The organism is uncultured Holdemanella sp. (assembly GCF_934754935.1).
Lineage (GTDB): Bacteria > Bacillota_I > Bacilli_A > Erysipelotrichales > Erysipelotrichaceae > Holdemanella.
In genome coordinates this window covers 18197-37363 of the sequence record NZ_CAKVJB010000024.1, presented here as the reverse complement: position 1 = coordinate 37363, position 19167 = coordinate 18197, and the positions used below count along the sequence as shown (strand labels likewise).

Sequence of the window (19167 nt, the reverse complement as noted above, 5' to 3'; positions counted from 1 at the left end):
GAAAATTTGACATAAAAAAAGCGCTACATAAGCGACATTTGGAATATTTACGATTTTACAACTGTCGAACTACCGATCCTTAAGGCTGTCATTTGACAGCTTTTTCTATTGCGAATTGAAAATGGATTTGATATAATAACTAAGCTACTACAATGATGTCTTATGAATCAGGTCAGGTCGGGAACGAAGCAGCCTTAAGTAAGCTCCATCATGTGTAGTAGTTTTTTTGTACACTATAATCATTAAATATATAATATACATGGGAAGGAATAAAATTTATGGATGATGTGAAATGGATGAAGGAAGCTATCAAGCAGGCAAAGAAAGCAGAAGACTATGATGAAGTTCCTATTGGTTGTGTTATTGTAAAAGATGATAAAATCATAGCTCGTGGATATAATAAGCGAGAGACTTTGCAACAAAGTATTGCACATGCTGAAATCATGGCTATTCAAAAAGCTTGTAAAAAATTAGGTACATGGAGATTGGAAGATTGTGTTTTGTATGTAACTTTGGAACCATGTCCTATGTGTGCAGGTGCTATTATCCAATCTAGAATCAAAGAAGTTGTTTATGGAGCAACAGATCCTAAAGGAGGTTGTGTAGGCACATGTATAAATTTATTCGAAGTATCTGAATTTAATCATCATCCAATATATCGGAAAGGTATTCTAGAATCTGAATGTTCAGATTTATTGAAGCAATTCTTTAAGAAGAAAAGAGATATGAAAAAGAAGCAGAAATCATAATTCAGATTGATTTCTGCTTTTTATATATATAGAATACATCAAATAAAATGAGTAAAACTATGATAAAATAAGATACAGGAAAACAATATAGAAAGGATATAAACGAATGGCATATCAAGCGTTATATAGAAAATATAGACCAAGTAATTTTGATGAAGTTGTTGGTCAGACACATATAATTCAAACATTAAAAAATGCGATTATTCAAAATCGTATTGCGCATGCTTATTTATTTTGTGGGCCTAGAGGTACAGGGAAAACTTCAATCGCAAAAATATTTGCGAAGACATTGAATTGTACGAACAGTCAAGATGCTCCTTGTGGAATTTGCGAGAATTGTAAAATGGCCGCAAATGGAAGTCATCCAGACATTATTGAAATAGATGCGGCTAGTAATAACGGAGTTGATGAGGTAAGAAATTTAATTGATAAAGTAAAGTATGCACCAATGCAAGGAAAATACAAAATCTACATTATTGATGAAGTTCATATGATGACTTCAGGAGCATTCAATGCTTTGTTAAAAACAATAGAAGAACCTCCGGCTCATGTGATTTTTATATTTGCGACAACAGAACCTAATAAAGTATTGCCTACGATTATTTCTCGTTGTCAAAGATTTGATTTCAATAAAGTAAGTGTGAATGATATAAAATACAGATTGTCTGTTGTTTGTAAAAATGAAGGAATAGAAATTGATCAAGATGGTTTGACATTAATTGCACAGCTTGCGGATGGAGGTATGCGAGATGCTTTATCTATTTTGGATCAATGCGTAGCATATTGTACATCTCATATTGATGTGAATGATATTCGAAAAATTTATGGTGTCATAACATCAGAAGATATTGGTCAATTATTTAGTTCAGTTTATAAAAAAGATGTAGATTGTTTTATTAAAGATATTCAGAAATATTCAGATATGGGAATGGATATTAAACGTTTGACAGCAGACTTTATTCATATGTTAAAAGATAGTTTAATTCTAGATTATTCAGAAAATTCTACTTTAGTATCGGATATGAACAAAGATATGATTCGGAAATATTTTAAATCCGCTCCTATTCATTTCAGAATTCAATGTATGGAAGAACTAATGGATACATATAATAAATATACGTATGCGTCGAATGCATTGGATTATCTAGAAGCGTCTTTATTAAAAATTTCTAGTTATTCATATGAACCAAAAAGTAATAAATTTAAATCTGAATATGATAATAATTCGGACATTGAAGAAGAAGATAATTATGAAACGTCATATGATGATGGTTCTGATAACTCAGATATTATTGAGAAAAACGTTGAAATAGTTGATAAAAATAAGGTTTTTGAGAAATCTGAAATTTCTGATGTTTCACGTGAAACATTAAAACAGTCAGAAAACACAGATAATAAAATCATATTGAATGATGATTTTGTTGTCCAACTGCTTGTTGGAGCCAATAAAATGGAAAGAAACATAGATACAACTAAATTCAATAATATAGGACAATTCACATCAAGCTTGGAATTTGGAAAATACGCAGCATCATTAAGAAATAGTATTATAATGGCAAGTGGATCGAATTATATTGTGGTATGTGCATCGAGTGAAATCTTCGCAAAACAAATTAATGAATTTGAATTAAACTATGGATATGAAGATTTTATGGAAGTGTTATTAGGAAAGGCAAAGAAAGTATTTGCATTGGATAAAACACAACAAGCACGAGTTCTCGATACTTTTAAAGAGAAGATGATTAGTGGAAATCTTCCAGAACCATTTCAAGTTCATTTAAAAAGAAAAGAGTCTATAACAGAGAATAATATGAGTATAGAAGATCATATGAAAAGTTTATTCCCTAATATTGAGATAAAAGAAGATTAGAAGGTAAAATATGTATCCAAAAACATTTGATGATTTAATATATGAATTTCAGAAATTACCAGGAGTAGGTGCTAAGACAGCTGAGAGATATGCATTTACTGTATTAGGTTGGTCTGATGATGAAATATCTGAAATGGCAGAAACTTTAACCAATCTAAAAAAGAAAGTAAAAAAATGTACATGTTGTGGTAACTTAACAGAAGATGAGCTATGTGAGTTCTGTAAGAGTTCAAATCGTAATCAGAATATCATATGTGTTGTACAAAACCCAAAAGATATATCAGTAATTGAATCTATGCAAGAATACAATGGCGTATATCATATACTTGATGGTTTAATTAATACACAAAAGGGAGTTTTACCAGATCAATTAAATATTATGACGTTGTTAAAACGGGTTAACGAGAATACAGAAGAAGTTATTTTAGCATTGGATCCTACTGTAGAAGGGGAGACAACCGCATTATACATATCTAAGCTTTTAGAAGGTAAGTGTAGAGTGTCAAGATTAGCTCATGGAATACCTGTAGGCAGCCATTTAGACTACACAGACGCTATGACGTTGTTAAAAGCGTTTGAAGGGCGTAAAAGCTCTTAAATATGCCTAATCGTATGAAGTATTTATGATATTTCATACGATTTTTTTATTATATGTGACTAAATAAGGAATATTCATACATAAAAATACTTGTTCATATGATTTAATCACACATGAACGACTTATTTTTATATAAATAATAGGAATAACGCTTATTTAAGGAATTTTAAAATATTTTCAGATAAAAATCACATGGAGAAGTAGAAAGTCTTGAAATAGTATTCTGACATATCATATGAAGAAAATGTGAATAATCGTATCTATTTTTAAGTATTTATATATTCATGTGATTTTAAAAATATAAAAAATAAAAATCTGAAAACCAATCTGAATTTAGAAATGTTAAAAATAGGGATTCATATGATGAGAAAATATAAATTTATCAGTCATATGAAAATTAAAAACTATAAATACGCACTCATATGAATTGAATAAATGAGATATGAAATTTATAATTGCAATCATGTGATATAAATATGAAAAGTGAATTGTTTTAAACAACACATTTTCAATCTTAAAACAATTTATGACGTTTCATGTGAGAAAGATATGAAAAAGATTAAATGAATTATGACATATATAAAAATAATAGGAAATTCATATATAGGTATAGCTTTATTTAAAAAACTATGATAGACTTATCGTGACTCGTTATATTATTGTTATGACTTTCATAGGAAGGGGACGTGAATATGTCTGAAGAAGCGTCAGCAATTGATGTATATTATGATATGGATATTGCGCAGATATGTCAGCATTTTAATAAATCAAGAAACACAGTAGATAAAGCTATCGCAAAGTTGGTAAAAGATAATCCAGACAAAGACTGGAAGTATAAAAATCCAGTAACTCGAAGAATCACTATTAAGGCAGAAGGAGTTGAAAGATTATCTACTTACTTTAGAAAAGAAAAGCATGAAGTTTCTACTGTAGAAATGGAGCTTCGGTTTGAAAACGAAAAATTAAAAGCTATTATAGAAGAGAAAGAGAAAGCCCAAGCTCAGATCAAACAATTATATCAAGAAAAGCTGAAGTTAGAAATTGAAAAAAGCAGACAAACGTTCTTGTTAGAGACTCAAACAAAAGATGAAAAAATATCTGAATTAGAATCTGAAAATCAGAAACTAAAAGAAGTAGAAGAACTTTATAATAAAAACAAAGAGGAAATAGAAAATTATAAGAAAAAAGAAGAAGAATATAATTCTAAATCCTTCTTCTATCGATTAACTCATAAATTTTAATCGTTCATTGCTCTGGCAATTTTGCTAGGGCAATTTTTTTGCCATTTTAATCCATATTTATTTAAAATTGAGTTGAAGAATAAAATTCCATCATGTTCAGATGTGTATTCGTATTCAATTTCATAATCAATATGATTTTTAAAAGTGGTTTTGTCTAAACATAATTCTCCATTTTCAAATTCATATACATTGCGTAAAGTTGTAAAACTAGCTGTTGGATGTAATGCTTTAGGAATTTGATATTGATCAAACCAGCTTAAGATTTCCGGATCATCAATTTCTTTTATATCGTTTGTGAATATTTCTTTTTCAAATTCATAATGCGTATATTCATCTTTCTTGATTTTTAGTGTAAATATCTTTTTGTCTTGAATTGTTCTTATTCTGACTGCTCCGTATTGTTTTTTCACATCTTGATTTTCGGTGTCAAAGTATGTATTTGTTTGAATAATCGGGATATGAAAATCATATGATTTCATAATACTTTCGTAAGTTTTTTCATCAATCAATAATTTTAATTCTCTTTCAATATTATCGTACATTTATATCACCCATAAATATGTTACAATATATTAAAAAAAAGAGGAAGTGATTTAATGCGTTTTAGTATGGTAGATAGAGGAGATGAAAACTCCAAACGAGTTGCAAAGGCTCTAAAGAAAAAATGTATTTCTATTGGATGGGAATATGAGGAAGAGAATTGTGAAGTTATTTTTTCTGTTGGAGGAGATGGAACTTTACTAAGGGCAATTCATACGTATATTGATAAATTAGATGAAATCCAATTTGTTGCGATACATACAGGAAATCTTGGCTTTTTTACAGATTATACTCAAGATGAAGTGGATCATTTAATTTATGATTTAAAGCATAATAAACCAGTGATTGAAGAATTCAATTTACTTCAAATGGATCTTCCTCAAGTAAATGAAACGCTTTATGCATTAAATGAAGTGCGAATTGAAAGTCTTGCTAAAACATTAGTGTTGGATATTTCAATTGATGATGAGTTCTTTGAAAGTAGTCAAGGCTCAGGTATTTGTATCAGTACTCAATCAGGCTCTACAGCAGTCAATCGTGCGTTAAAAGGTGCGGTTGTAGATCCTGGATTAAAAGTGTTACAGTTATGTGAAATTATGCCTATTTCACATAAGAATCATCATTCTTTAAAAAACCCATATATTATGAATGATAATCGTAAAATTAGTGTTAGAGGCGATACTTTAGCATATGCTCATGTATGTTATGATCATTTAGAAAGGGATTTAGAATCTATATCTGAAATCATCATACATTCAAGCACAAAAAAAGTACGATTTGCAAGATATCGTACTTATTCCTATTTAACAAGACTTAAAAATTTATATTGATTTTTTTTCTAGAGCGATTCAAATGAATCGTTCTTTTTGATGCTGGTGAAATATTTAAAATAATTGCGAAAGATATAAAATATGAAAGAATACTACTACCACCATAAGATATAAGTGGTAATGTGATTCCGGTAATTGGAAGCAATCCAACAATCATACCTGTGTTTTGAAGTTGTTGATATAATAGCATAGCGATAATACCAATAACAATAAATCGATCTTTTCTATCTTTTGTAGCATAAGCAATCTTACACAAATAAATATCAAGTAATAAACAAAGAATAAGAATAAATGTTGTTCCGATAAAACCAAAACACTGACCGAATGCCGCAAAAATAAAGTCTGTATGTGCTTCTGGAATTGAAATGATATTTGCCTGCAAACCATATCCTGTTAAACCAGCACTACCCAATGACAATAATGCGGTATACAGCTGATTTGAACTGCCTCGAATATTACTTTCTGGTTCTAGCCATGCATCAATTCTTTGTAGTTTATATGAAGATATAAATGATGAAAGAATTTCAGGATATTCAAAATATAAAAACAAGAATGTTCCGACAACAATAGCTATAAAGGCAAAAATTCCGATGACATATTCTTTTCGGATACCACTACAACAAACTAAAATAAAAATATTGAAAACAATAATAATACATATACCAGTATCCGGTTGCATCATGATTAAAAATAATGGTGGAAATAGTACTTTTGCGATTTGCCAAAGTAATAATAAATCATCTTTATGGGTTGGGTTTGGATGTGTATTTTGATGTTCAACAATAATTTGTGAAACTAAAACAATCAAAACGATTTTTATAAACTCACTTGGTTGGAAACTACCAATCAATGGCAATTGAAACCATGAAATGGCACCATTGACTTCACTTGCGAAAGGCAGCGAAATTCCAACAAAGTTAAATAACATACGAGATAAAAATAAATAAACAAGACACAACATTAAAATTTTGTAAGCTGTATCCATATAGGAATATATTTTTTTATTTTGGAGAATTGTAAGGAAAAACATTGCGATAAATCCTACGACAAACCAAAATAATTGACGCAATAAATATGAATATCCACTTCCGGATTTAATTAAATTGAAAGAATTGTATAACGCAAAACAACTAGTTAAACCAAAAAGGATTAGAATTAGAATCAAACCAATATCAATTTGTATGGATTTGTTTTTCCATTGAATTGTTTGTTTCATTAGTGAAACCTCCTTATTCAGTGTTTTTAATTATAACATATTTATTTTGAAATTTTGGTATAATAGTCATGTTAGGATGATGATTTATGGCAGAAAAAAAATATACACCAATGATGCAGCATTATTTAAAAATGAAAGAAGAAAATCCAGATGCGATTTTATTTTATCGTTTAGGGGATTTTTATGAAATGTTTTTTGAAGATGCAAAATTGGTTTCACAAGAATTAGATTTAGTATTAACTGGAAGAAGTGCAGGTGTAGAAGAGAAAGTTCCTATGTGTGGTGTTCCTTTTCATGCTGCTAATTCATATGTTCAAAGATTGGTAAAAAAAGGCTATAAAGTTGCGATTTGCGAACAATTAGAAGATCCTTCCAGTGCAAAAGGTTTGGTAGATCGAGGAATTGTTAAAATTATTACACCAGGAACATATATGGATGCAACTATGGATGCCAAAACTTCCAACTATATGGCATCGTGTGATGTTTCTAGTTTTGAAATTACGGTGATCTATTGTGAATTAAGTACGGGTGAATTGAAATATCAAACGCTACAACGATCATTAGTTGCTCTACAAAAAGCGTTGTTAGAACAAAATGTAAGTGAACTTGTTTGTCCGATGTCAATGGATAAAAAGTGGATGAGCGCACTAGAAGAAATGGAAACAATACTTATTTCGAAACATAAAAAGGCAAGTGTTGATTTGCAAGACCTTCCGTTATTAAATGGAATTGAATCAGAGTCTTTACAAGAATCTTTTGCACTTTTAATGGCTTATTTAAAAGACACGCAAAAGCAACATATTGATCATTTCTTACCAATCGAATCGATGGATAAAGATAAAGTGTTAGTCATGGATTATGAAACGAAGAATCATTTGGAGTTAGTTTCAAGTCAATCAACAAACGCAAAGGCAGAAAGCTTATGGTCTTTTATGGACAAATGTCAAAGTGCTATGGGATCAAGACTGTTAAAAAGATGGATTGAATATCCATTAATTGATGCTGAAAAGATTTCTAAAAGACAGGCAGCGGTAAAAGATTTAAAAGAGAACTTTATGTTAAGAGAAAATTTGAAGGAACATTTAGTCTATGTATATGATATGGAAAGACTTGCAAGTCGTATGGCATATGGCAACGCCAGTCCTCGAGATGTACTTCAACTTGTAGCTACATTAGAACATGCCAAACCTATTTTAGATTTGGCTACTACTTTAAATTCATATCCAAAATTTAATGAAATTCCAGACTGCCAAGAATTATACAATGAAATTAAAAATGCGATTATAGAAAATCCACCACTTACACTAAAAGAAGGTGGAGTCTTTAATGATGGGTACAATCAAGAATTAGATGAAGTAAGAAGAATTGCCAAAAAAGGTAAAGATTTTATTTTAGAACTAGAAGCTAAAGAACGTGAAAGAACGGGCGTAAAATCTTTAAAAGTCGGATACAATCGTATTTTTGGCTATTTTATCGAGGTTCGTAATGGAAATTTATCAAACATCAAAGAAGAATTTGGATATCACCCGAAACAAACACTTGCCAACGCAACAAGATTTGTTACACAGGAATTAAAAGAAAAAGAAGAACAAATTTTACATGCACAAGAAACAAAGGTAAAGTTGGAACAAAGTTTATTTAATGACTTATTATTAAGAATTAAAAGAGACTTATTTGATCTTCATGCTTGTGCACAAGCGCTATCTACGATTGATGTACTTGTGTCTTTGGCAATTCTTGCCAGTGAAAAAGGATATGTATGTCCAATATTCCATCCAGGTTACAATGTAAATGTTGTGGAAGGAAAACATCCAATATTGGATGATCGTATGAAGAAAAAAAGATATGTTTCGAATGATTGGAAAATGTCAGAAGAAGAACATATCCAATTAATTACAGGTCCGAATATGGGTGGTAAATCAACTTATATGCGACAAAACGCTTTATTGGTGGTAATGGCACAAATGGGAAGTTTTATCCCTGCAAAGAGTGCAGAGTTACCTATTTTTGACCGTATTTTTACAAGAATTGGTGCTTCAGATGATATTTTAACGGGGAAAAGTACATTTATGGTAGAAATGATGGAAGCTAATACAGCTTTGCGCTACGCGACGAAACATTCTTTAATATTATTTGATGAAATCGGTCGAGGAACAGCAACATATGATGGTATGGCTCTTGCACAAGCAATGCTTGAATATATTGATGAAGCAATTGGCGCAAAAACGTTATTTTCGACACACTATCATGAATTAACGGAATTAGCAGAAGAACATCAATCTATGCGAAATGTGCATGTTGATGTTCGTGAAGAGAAAAATGAAATTGAATTTAGATATCGTGTTGTCGAAGGAAAAGCTGATAAATCGTATGGTATCAATGTCGCAAAATTAGCGCATTTACCAAAGGTTGTTTTGGACAGAGCGTCACAACTTCTATTAAATTTTGAAAACCAAGATAATAATCAAAATTATCAACCAAGTTTATTTGTGATGGATCAAGTTCAACCTGAAAAATCCAAACTTTTACAACAATTACAAGAATTAGATATTGATTCAATGACACCGAGAGATGCTCTAGATTGTCTGTATGAATTAAAGAAACTAAGTGAAAAAATCGAATCATAAATAGGAAAATCATATGAATGGAGGTGTGAAGTGTGGCTAAAATACATGTATTGAGTGAACACTTAACAAATATGATTGCGGCTGGAGAAGTTGTTGAAAGACCAGCTGGAATTGTAAAAGAATGCGTTGAAAATAGTATTGATGCAGGAGCAACCGTTATAGAAGTTGAAGTCTATCAAGGTGGTATTGAGAGAATTGTGATTACAGATGATGGTTGTGGAATGGATCATGAAGATGCACATTTAGCTTTTATGCGACATGCTACAAGTAAGATGCATTCTGAAGAAGAATTGTTTAATATTCAAACGATGGGATTTAGAGGGGAAGCATTACCAAGTATTGCTTCTGTTGCCCAAGTCGAATTGCAGACAAGTAATGGAGAAGAAGGAACATTATTAAGATATAACTATGGAAGTTTAGATGTAGATGAAAAATGCAATTGTCCTAGAGGAACAAAATTAGATGTTTCTGGCTTGTTCATAAAAACACCGGCACGATTTAAACATTTAAAAAGCACTTCATATGAGTTTTCTGTTATTGCAGATTTAATGAATAAAATGGCACTATCCCATCCAAATATTCGTTTTCAACTTTCTCATGATGGAAGAGTTGTATTTCAAACAAGTGGCAATGGAAATATTCAAGAAATTCTATATCAAATGTATGGAAAAGAAGTAGCACAGAATGCGATTCCATTTGAAGGAAGTAATGAGGATTTTCATATACATGGATATGCGATTCAACCAAAAATTAATCGCGCTACAAAATACTTTATGTTTTTAACGCTAAACACAAGATTGATTCGCAGTGTTGCAATCCAAAAAGCGATTCTAGATGCATATAGTGATTATATGCCACCCAATCGTTTTCCAATCGTTGTTTTGCAGATGGATTCAGATACACAATTGGTTGATGTAAACGTACACCCTAATAAATGGGAAGTCCGCTTATCAAAACAAGGTGAAATGTTAGATTTAATAAAGAAAACGATTCAAGATGCATTGAATGCTTCTTTAAAAACAGTAGCAGTCAGTAAGCCTGAAAAGAAAAGTGTAATATTTGAACAACCAGAAATTCAATATTCATATCCTGTTAAGCAGCATCCAAAAGAAGATAAAACGATTGAACAAAGTTTTCAAAACTATAATCCAATTAAAGAAGCAGTGGTTGAAGAAAAAAGAATATATGAAGAAAAAAAGGCTCCTGATATAAAAATAAAAGAAGAGCCTATTTCATATCCTATTCCTAAAGTGGAAGATGTTAATGATAAGGGGCCTGAGTTTTTTAAACACTTGCAAGTTTTAGCCCAACTTCACGATTCCTATATACTATGTAGTAATGAAGAAGGTTTAGTTATTGTAGATCAGCATGCAGCTCAAGAAAGATATCATTATGAACAATTGAATGGGAAATTATTAGTGCAATGCGTAAATAAACAACCGCTAATGGTTCCTATTCAACTTGATGTCTCAAGTAATGTTTTAGCTCAATATATGACAATCAATGAAAAGACCGCGTTTTTTGGTATTGAATTTGAACCATTTGGCACAGATCAATTGATTCTTCGTGAAATTCCACTATGGTTTCATGATGTGAATCAAAAACAATTCTTACAAGATTTATTAGATTATTTTGTAGAAAATCAAGATGTAGATATGGCTAAACTTAGAAAGCATATGATTGCGACAATGGCATGTCATAGTTCGATACGTTTTAATCGACCATTATCTATGCAGGAAATGGAGCAAGTCATTTTAGATTTACAAAAGTGTAAACAACCATATCACTGTCCTCATGGAAGACCTACAGTGATTGTGATGAGTGATGGTGAGTTGAGAAAGGAATTTGAACGTGGATAGACAAAAAGTTTTAGCAATTGTAGGACCAACCGGAATCGGAAAAACAAGTCTTTCTGTATGGCTGGCAAAACAATTGAATGGTGAAATAATATCTTGCGATAGTATGCAAGTATATAAAAAAATGGATGTGGGGACGGCCAAAGTCACTGAAGAAGAAATGCAGGGAGTTCATCATGAATTGATAGATGTACAAAATTATGATGAACCTTATAACGTAAAGGTTTTTCAAGAAAAATGTCGTAAAGCTATCGAAGATGTTGTGAAAAGAGGAAAGTTTCCTATTTTATGTGGTGGAACAGGTCTTTATTTAAAAGCAGCATTATATGACTATGAATTTCAAGAAGAACAAGAAGATGTGGCTTTTACAACCTATTTAAATTCTAAAACAAATGAAGAATTGGTTGTAATGTTAGAAGAAAAAGATGCAAAAGCGCTAGAAAAAATTCATCCTAATAATCGTAAACGTTTGATCAGAGCACTTCAAATTTGTCATAGTGGTACCTCGAAATCGGAACAAGAAGACAAACAACAACATATTCCATTGTATGATGTATACTTTTTAGGTTTAGATATAGATCGAGAAATTTTACATGATCGAATCAATAAAAGAGTGGATATTATGTTTGAAAATGGTTTAGTCAAGGAAGTAGAAGAATTGTTTTCAAATCCAAAAACATGGGAATATACAAGTTTTCAAGGTATTGGATATAAAGAATTTAAGGATTATTTCTTAAAAGAAAAAAGTATAGAAGAAGTTAAAACAGCTATAAAAACACATTCTAGACAATATGCGAAAAGACAATATACATGGTTTAAAAATCAAATGCCTGTACATTGGTTTGAAGCCCAAAATAGAAATGAAATATATAGTGCAGTAAAGGAATGGTTAATGGATGAAGACAAATGAAAGAAGTGAATTGTTGCTTGGAAAAGAAGCTCTAGAAACACTAAAGGATAAAACAGTCCTAGTTGTTGGTGTGGGTGGAGTTGGATCTTTTTGCGTAGAGGCCTTGGCACGAACGGGAATTGGTCATCTAATTCTAATAGACAAGGATTGCGTGGAACCAAGTAATATTAATCGTCAATTGGTTGCAACTTTAGAAACAGTAGATCAAGTCAAAGTAGATGTACTAAAGAAAAGAATTGGCACACTAAATCCAAATTGTATTGTGGATACATATGCATTTTTCTATGATCAGACTAAAGATGATGAGATTTTTTCACAACCCATTGATTTTGTGGTAGACTGTATTGATTCCATTCAAAGTAAGAAAGATTTGATGCAAGCCTGTATCGATCGAAATATACCATTCTTATCAAGTATGGGAATGGCTAGGCGTAAAGATCCCACAAAACTTATTGTTACAGAAATAGAAAAGACAAGTTATGATCCAATGGCTAAACAAATTCGTCAATGGAAACGAAAAAACCGTATACGAAATAAAATTTGGGTTGTGGCATCTACAGAAATTCCTATGCCAGTAGAATCAGGACAGCCATTACCAAGTGCAATTTTTGTTCCTGCAAGTGCAGGACTACTTCTTGCGAGCACCTGTGTAGAAAGATTGATTGAAGTATAAAACGGAAGGAAGAGTATATGAAGGACGTATTTATTGTAAATCCTAAATCTGGAAAGAACAGTCAATATGAATTGATAAAGGAAATTAAAGAGCATTTTCAAGGAAAGAGAATCATTATCGAAAAAACTAAGGGTCCTGAACATGCGACATTTATCGCAAAAAAATATGCTCTATCCAATGAACCTGTACATTTGTTTGTTTGTGGTGGAGATGGAACTTTGCACGAAGTCATCAATGGATGTGCTAAAAAAGAAAATGTGATTATTTCGGTTATTCCGATTGGTACGGGAAATGATTTTGTGAAATATTTTGAAGATTTAAAAAGAGAAGACTTTTTAAATCTGGCAAACTATTCAGAACCAGAATATATGGATTGCGACTTAATAAAAGTAAATGGGGAATACTCGATAAATACTGTCTCTTTTGGCTTTGATGTTGAAGTCGCAAAACAAGTAAATGAATTAAAGAAAAGAATGCCTACAGAAGGTATTATTCCATATGCACTATCTGCTTTGGTTAGCTTGAGAAAACCAATATGTAGGGAATATCAAATTCAGGTCGATACAAAAAAATTACCAAAAGATAAATATGGATTTTTAGTATTTGCGAATGGAAAATACTATGGTGGAGGCTTTAAACCATGTCCAGATGCCAATATTGATGACGGATGGATGGATGTCTGTTTGATTTCAAATGTGAAAAGACATCAAATCGTAAAATTGGCAAAAAAATACCAAGAGGGAAATCACCTTCAATATACGAATCTAGTATCTATGTATCAGGCAAAAACAGTTCATTTAGATACAGAAAATGAATTGATTTATGCGAATTTAGATGGAGAAGTTAAAGAATTTAAAAATCCTACCATTGAAATTGTAGAAAAGGCAATACGCCTAGCTCTTCCTAGAATTTCATGAGTATGATACAATAATCAAAAATATAGGGAGTGTGAAAAATGGATTCGGATTTATGGATACAAATCCTAGAGTTAGTAGTTTTATTAGCATTATCAGGCTTTTTTTCTTCAGCTGAAACAGCGATGGTTTCAGTTAGTAAAATTCGTTTGAGAACTTTGGAAGAAGAAGGAAATAAAAAGGCTGTATTGGCTTTAAAAATATTGGAAAATCAGTCAAAAATGTTGAGTGCCATATTAATTGGAAACAATTTAGTCAACACATCAGCGGCAAGTATTGCTTCTGTGATCGCATATTCTTTTGGTGGAGCAGCTGTTAGTATAGCTACATTTATTATTACTTTTTTGATTTTAGTATTCGGTGAAATTACACCTAAAACATGGGCTACAATCAATGCGGATAAACTTGCGCTTGCGTATGCACCTATAATTACTTTTTTGATGAAAATATTAACGCCTGTTATTTGGTTTGTGAATTTATTTAGTTCAGGTATTTTAAAATTAATGGGCATACAAGATTCAAACAAAAATATATCAATGACAGAAAGTGAATTGCGTACAATTGTAGATGTTTCTCATGAAGAAGGTGTCATCGAAGAAGATGAAAAAGACATGATCAATAAAGTGTTTGATTTAGGGGATGCCAAGGCAAAAGATGTAATGGTTCCACGTGTTCATGTTGTGATGGCAGAAATCGATAGTACATATAAAGATTTATTGGAGATATTTAGAGAAGAAAAATTCACGCGTATTCCAATCTATAAAGATAAAATTGATAATATTATTGGTATTGTCAATATGAAAGATTTATTGATGTATGATGATTTTTCACATTTTGATATGCAGAAAGTTCTACGTAAACCTAAATTTACGTATGAAAATAAAAAAGTATCTGAATTATTGATTGAAATGAAACAATCCACTTTTAATCTTGCGATTGTTATGGATGAATATGGAGAATTTTCAGGTATTGTTACTCTAGAAGATATTATCGAAGAAATTGTCGGAGATGTACAAGATGAGTACGATGCACATGAAGAGGAAAATATCATTAAACTAAATAATCAAACGTATGATGTTAAGGGATATTTAAGTTTGCATGATTTAAACGATTATTTAAATTTAGATTTAGATAGTGAAGACTTTGATTCTGTTGGAGGACTTGTCATTGATGCACTAGGACGTTTGCCACAGACAAATGATGAAACAACTTTACCAAATGGAATTCGTATCAAAGTCTTGAAAGTAGAAAAAAACCGTATAGAATCAGTCAGATTGATTTTACCGGATACACAAAACGAAAAGGATGTTTAACAAATTAACATCCTTTTTTACGTTATTCAAATATAGCACGACCAATACGAACTGTATTTGATCCATGTTTAACAGCTAACTTATAATCTTGAGACATACCCATAGATAAAGTATCCATTTCAGGATATTGCTCTTTTAGCTCTAAATAAAGGGCATGCATCTGTTCAAATTCAGATTCAACTAACGCTTGATCATCTGTTTTTGAAGCCACACACATTATGCCTTTGATTTGAATATGTTTAAATTCTTGTAGTTGAGAAATAAAGTTTTTGGCATCCTTAAAAGGATATCCCGTTTTGTTTGGATCTTCCGAAATCTTTAGTTCAACCAATACTTTTTGAATAATGCCATGTTTATTGGCTTGTTTTTCAATTTCTTCAGCAAGTTTCAATGAATCCAAGCTTTCAATCACATCGACCTTTCCAATAATATACTTCACTTTGTTTGTCTGTAGATGCCCAATAATATGCCAAGTATATTTTGGATCATACTTATCTATAAATTCTTGTACACGATTTTCTCCAAAAGTAGTTAGACCCATTTTTGCGACTTCATCAATTTCTTCTTTTGTGCGCGTTTTAGATACAGCTACCACATTAAAATCTTGTGCTTTTAGTTCTTCAATCAATTCTTTATTCATATTAAAACAGTCCTTTCAATACAAATTTAATTATAGACGAAGAAAAAAAAGAAGCAATACGTTGCTTCTAGTTAAATAGCTTTCCAAACAACCATCTTATAGTTGGTCCACAATAACAGATTTGCCAAAAGAAAGCCATTGGGAAGTTAAATAAAATAGTCATAAACCAAACTGAAATAATTTGTACACCTGGCGTTTTAAATAAGATAGTCGCAATCAAACTCATAACGGGACACATGATACAAATAATGTAGAAAGAAATCGCAAGTGTGATAAAGAAAGGTCGATCATTGGGTGTTACAACTTTAAAGGCAAGATGATGTGCAAATTTATCAACAAAGAAAAATTCTAAAATAAAGGCAACAGGCCACATAATAACCAATTCATGAAAAGCTAATAAAAAGACTTGATTGGACATTCCTCCTATATTGAGTGCGATGTTGTAACAAATCATGGCATAAACCATCAAAAAAGACATCATTAAAGTGAATACAATATTCTCAAATTTAGTTTTTGGCATATATTTTCTCCTCCTATATGACTTTTTGTGTTGTTCATCACAGATGTTTCCAATATGTACCAAAAAGCGAACGCTAGTTATAATATCATAAATTTTCTAATTTCGTAATAAAAAATCAGTAAGAATGACTCTTACTGATGAATAGGGAAAGTGAATACAATCGTAAACAAATCATTCGTTTCATCCTGATAGAAAGTCCCATGATGAAGTTCTATCATTTTTTTAACACTCTTTAAACCAATTCCATTACTTTCGACTTTATCTAAATGATGATTGATTGAATTCGTGAAACTCATTTTTAATTGATCTTCCTCAATCGTTGTTTGAATTACGATATCTTTCCAAGGATCACAATATTTTTGAATGTTTGAAAATACATTGTTTAATATTCTTTGGATCATCGCAAAATTCGCATCCATAGATAGAGAAGTTTGAAGCGGTTCATATAAAATATGTAGATCCATTTCTCTTAAATAATGAATATGGTCCACTAATGTATCCATGACCTTTTGAATGGGAATACTTGTTAGATCTGAATTGTACTCGGTAGAAAATACAAGAGAATACTCAAACATTTTATTTGAAAGATAGGTGATTTCCTCGACCTTAGCTAAACACTTTTGAAGATATTGATCACGAAATTCAATATCCTCCTTTTTTAAATTCATGATTTCAAGATACCCCTTTAACGTTGTCAACGGAGTCCTTAAATCATGAGACAAAGAAGAAATTAATTCTTTATTCGCAACACGCGCCTGTTGTTCGTTGTCCATTGTTTGTAGAAAGGCAATGCGCATTTGATTCAAGTCCTGGGCTAATCGTCCAATCTCATCTTTATCACTTACTGTGATTTCATGGTTCCAATCACCAATCGCTAAAGTAAAGACATCTTCTTGTAAATTTTGAATAGAATGAATTCGTTTGCGGATAAAACTTTGTAGGACAATCAAATAGAAAGAGAAAGAAATCAAAAGTGAAAGAATAATATATGGAATCTGAAATGGAATCATCGGAAAAGAAGTGATATACATAGAAACGGTTTGGTTTTTAAAATGTATTGGATAGTCATAGTATAATGGAGCTTCCAAAACATCCAAATCATCAAAACTATATAATAATAGAAGATTGTTGTTAGTTAATGGAGACTTATCTGTAAAATAGATTCCTTCTTCATCATATAATCCAACGTATGCATGATTTAATACGTTTTCTTTTAGTATATGATTGATGGCTTTTTTATTCTCTTTTGTTAGGTCAAGGTTCTGAAGTTGTTTCTCTAATTTCTTTGCATAAGAAGAATAATCTTCCGATTGATAAAACGTATCCATTAAAAATTCAAAGACAATACCACGATTTAAATATAGAATTGAAAAGGAAGTTAATACCAATAATGTTGCACAAAGAAAAGAAAACATCATACGACTGGATAAAGAATAGAAGATGTTTTTCTTTGATCTAAGTGGTTTAAGCTTATTTGAAATCCAATAAAAAAGAATGGCAATAATAAGACTTAAAACGCCATCAAAAATACGATAAGAATGATAATAATTTGAAAAAGATGGATACCATTCAATACAACTCGTTTTACTTGAGCTATTTATAAAAATACTATACTTTTGTGCATTTTTTAATGGGGCACGACCACAAAATGCAAGTACAGAATCAATGACTTTATCATCGGGTTTATTTGAATTTGTTTTATATAAAATGACTTGATAACTTCCCTTTTTTAATAATTGATTTAAATCCTTACGAATTTGAGTGTGGTTTATGAAATCCACTTGTTCTTGTTCATCCAAATAAGCCTTTGCCTCTTTGATCTCTTCTTTAGATAAAGTATCTGAATAATTAAAATGTGCATTTAAAGAATCATAAACGACAAATCTTTGCGAATAGATCGCGAAAAAACTTAATAAAAAAACAAGAAGAGAAAGATACAGTCTCGTTATTTTTTTATTCAAAACGATACCCCTTTCCCCATATTGTTTTTATGTATACCGGATTTGCGGGATCCTTCTCAATTTTCTTTCTAAGATTACGAATATGAACCATGATCGTATTATTTGCCGAATAATAATACGGCTCATTCCATGCTTTTTCATACAATTGTTCAGCTGAAAAAATCTGTTTAGGATTCTTCATCAATGTACTCAAAATATTAAATTCAATATCCGTTAATTCAACTTCCTTTCCGTTGACCTCTGCATTTTGTTGGGCATAACGCAAGGTAAGACCATCAATACTTAAATCTTTTTCAGTATCCAGAGAGATTTCCTCTTTTTTACCCTTATAGACCTGATAACGACGAAGTAAAGCTTTAACTCTAGCTGTTAATTCACTATAAGAAAAAGGCTTTGCCAAATAGTCATCTGCTCCACTTGAAAAACCAAGCGTCTTATCCGAATCCAATCCTTTGGCTGTCAAAAATAAGATGGGGACATTACTTGTTTCACGAAGTTTTAAACAAGTCTGATAGCCATTCATGTTAGGCATCATAATATCGAGAATAATCAAATCGATAGAAGAATCAAACAATTGAAGAACCTCATTTCCATCTTTGGCTTCAATCACCTCATATCCTTCGCCAGTTAATAATATTCTTAATATTTCGCGGATTTCAGCATTATCATCCGCCACTAATATACGTGTCTGCATGTTCACATCCCCTTT

Annotated in this window: 17 protein-coding genes and 1 other RNA gene; 12 read left to right on the top strand and 6 right to left on the bottom strand. The window is 31.2% G+C overall.

Annotated elements, in window-relative coordinates; all coding sequences use genetic code 11:
* The first annotated feature begins 136 nt into the window (after positions 1 to 136).
* The 5 genes from ffs to Q0E86_RS07550 all read left to right on the top strand — a co-directional run bounded on the left by ffs (position 137) and on the right by Q0E86_RS07550 (position 4458).
* Positions 137 to 235: signal recognition particle sRNA small type (ffs, locus tag Q0E86_RS07570), an RNA gene on the top strand.
* Between the two features lie 43 nt (positions 236 to 278).
* On the top strand, positions 279 to 749 hold the full coding sequence (tadA, locus tag Q0E86_RS07565; protein WP_295755815.1) for a tRNA adenosine(34) deaminase TadA: 471 nt from the start codon (positions 279 to 281) through the stop codon (positions 747 to 749).
* Between the two features lie 106 nt (positions 750 to 855).
* Positions 856 to 2619 (top strand): DNA polymerase III subunit gamma/tau, encoded by a 1764-nt coding sequence (dnaX, locus tag Q0E86_RS07560; protein ID WP_295755813.1) that lies wholly within the window; start codon positions 856 to 858, stop codon positions 2617 to 2619.
* A 10-nt stretch (positions 2620 to 2629) separates the two neighbouring features.
* A complete protein-coding gene (gene recR / locus Q0E86_RS07555; protein WP_295755811.1) occupies positions 2630 to 3217 on the top strand; it encodes a recombination mediator RecR in 588 nt (195 codons plus the stop codon).
* Between the two features lie 692 nt (positions 3218 to 3909).
* Positions 3910 to 4458, top strand: a complete 549-nt coding sequence (locus Q0E86_RS07550) for a hypothetical protein (protein ID WP_295755810.1) — start codon at positions 3910 to 3912, stop codon at positions 4456 to 4458.
* On the opposite strand, the gene Q0E86_RS07545 is transcribed toward Q0E86_RS07550, so the two are convergent.
* The gene (locus Q0E86_RS07545) at positions 4455 to 5000 is read right to left on the bottom strand and encodes a CYTH domain-containing protein (protein ID WP_295755809.1); all 546 of its coding nucleotides are present in this window, start codon (positions 4998 to 5000) and stop codon (positions 4455 to 4457) included. The two genes, Q0E86_RS07550 and Q0E86_RS07545, sit on opposite strands and share 4 nt — an antisense overlap.
* Positions 5001 to 5054: 54 nt before the next feature.
* On the opposite strand from Q0E86_RS07545, the gene Q0E86_RS07540 reads away from it, so the two are divergent.
* On the top strand, positions 5055 to 5828 hold the full coding sequence (locus tag Q0E86_RS07540) for an NAD kinase (protein WP_295755808.1): 774 nt from the start codon (positions 5055 to 5057) through the stop codon (positions 5826 to 5828).
* On the opposite strand, the gene Q0E86_RS07535 is transcribed toward Q0E86_RS07540, so the two are convergent.
* A complete protein-coding gene (locus Q0E86_RS07535) occupies positions 5812 to 7044 on the bottom strand; it encodes an FtsW/RodA/SpoVE family cell cycle protein (protein ID WP_295755806.1) in 1233 nt (410 codons plus the stop codon). The two genes, Q0E86_RS07540 and Q0E86_RS07535, sit on opposite strands and share 17 nt — an antisense overlap.
* Positions 7045 to 7130: 86 nt before the next feature.
* Between Q0E86_RS07535 and mutS the strand changes: the two genes are divergently transcribed.
* Genes mutS through Q0E86_RS07505 form a run of 6 tightly spaced genes read left to right on the top strand, consistent with a single transcriptional unit; the run spans position 7131 to position 15337 of the window.
* The gene (gene mutS, locus Q0E86_RS07530) at positions 7131 to 9671 is read left to right on the top strand and encodes a DNA mismatch repair protein MutS (protein ID WP_295755804.1); all 2541 of its coding nucleotides are present in this window, start codon (positions 7131 to 7133) and stop codon (positions 9669 to 9671) included.
* 32 nt (positions 9672 to 9703) lie between these two features.
* Positions 9704 to 11530, top strand: coding sequence for a DNA mismatch repair endonuclease MutL (mutL, locus tag Q0E86_RS07525; protein ID WP_295755802.1), 1827 nt, complete (start codon positions 9704 to 9706; stop codon positions 11528 to 11530).
* Entirely contained in the window at positions 11523 to 12437 is a 915-nt protein-coding gene (gene miaA / locus Q0E86_RS07520; protein ID WP_295755800.1) for a tRNA (adenosine(37)-N6)-dimethylallyltransferase MiaA, read from the top strand. The genes mutL and miaA overlap by 8 nt, the downstream gene beginning before the upstream one ends.
* Complete coding sequence (locus Q0E86_RS07515) at positions 12424 to 13110, top strand: tRNA threonylcarbamoyladenosine dehydratase (protein ID WP_295755799.1); 687 nt, start codon at positions 12424 to 12426, stop codon at positions 13108 to 13110. Before miaA ends, Q0E86_RS07515 begins: the two co-directional genes overlap by 14 nt.
* A gap of 17 nt (positions 13111 to 13127) precedes the next feature.
* The gene (locus Q0E86_RS07510; protein ID WP_295755797.1) at positions 13128 to 14027 is read left to right on the top strand and encodes a diacylglycerol kinase family protein; all 900 of its coding nucleotides are present in this window, start codon (positions 13128 to 13130) and stop codon (positions 14025 to 14027) included.
* Positions 14028 to 14065: 38 nt separating this feature from the next.
* A complete protein-coding gene (locus tag Q0E86_RS07505) occupies positions 14066 to 15337 on the top strand; it encodes an HlyC/CorC family transporter (RefSeq protein WP_295755796.1) in 1272 nt (423 codons plus the stop codon).
* Between the two features lie 22 nt (positions 15338 to 15359).
* Here the strand turns inward: Q0E86_RS07505 and Q0E86_RS07500 are convergent, their stop codons facing one another.
* From Q0E86_RS07500 to Q0E86_RS07485, 4 genes are all read right to left on the bottom strand, one after another.
* A complete protein-coding gene (locus Q0E86_RS07500) occupies positions 15360 to 15977 on the bottom strand; it encodes a YggS family pyridoxal phosphate-dependent enzyme (protein ID WP_288518511.1) in 618 nt (205 codons plus the stop codon).
* A 67-nt stretch (positions 15978 to 16044) separates the two neighbouring features.
* Positions 16045 to 16497, bottom strand: coding sequence for a DUF2798 domain-containing protein (locus tag Q0E86_RS07495; protein WP_295755794.1), 453 nt, complete (start codon positions 16495 to 16497; stop codon positions 16045 to 16047).
* 131 nt (positions 16498 to 16628) lie between these two features.
* A complete protein-coding gene (locus tag Q0E86_RS07490; protein ID WP_295755792.1) occupies positions 16629 to 18458 on the bottom strand; it encodes a histidine kinase dimerization/phospho-acceptor domain-containing protein in 1830 nt (609 codons plus the stop codon).
* Entirely contained in the window at positions 18451 to 19152 is a 702-nt protein-coding gene (locus tag Q0E86_RS07485) for a response regulator transcription factor (protein ID WP_288518514.1), read from the bottom strand. Before Q0E86_RS07485 ends, Q0E86_RS07490 begins: the two co-directional genes overlap by 8 nt.
* Between the last annotated feature and the right edge of the window lie 15 nt (positions 19153 to 19167).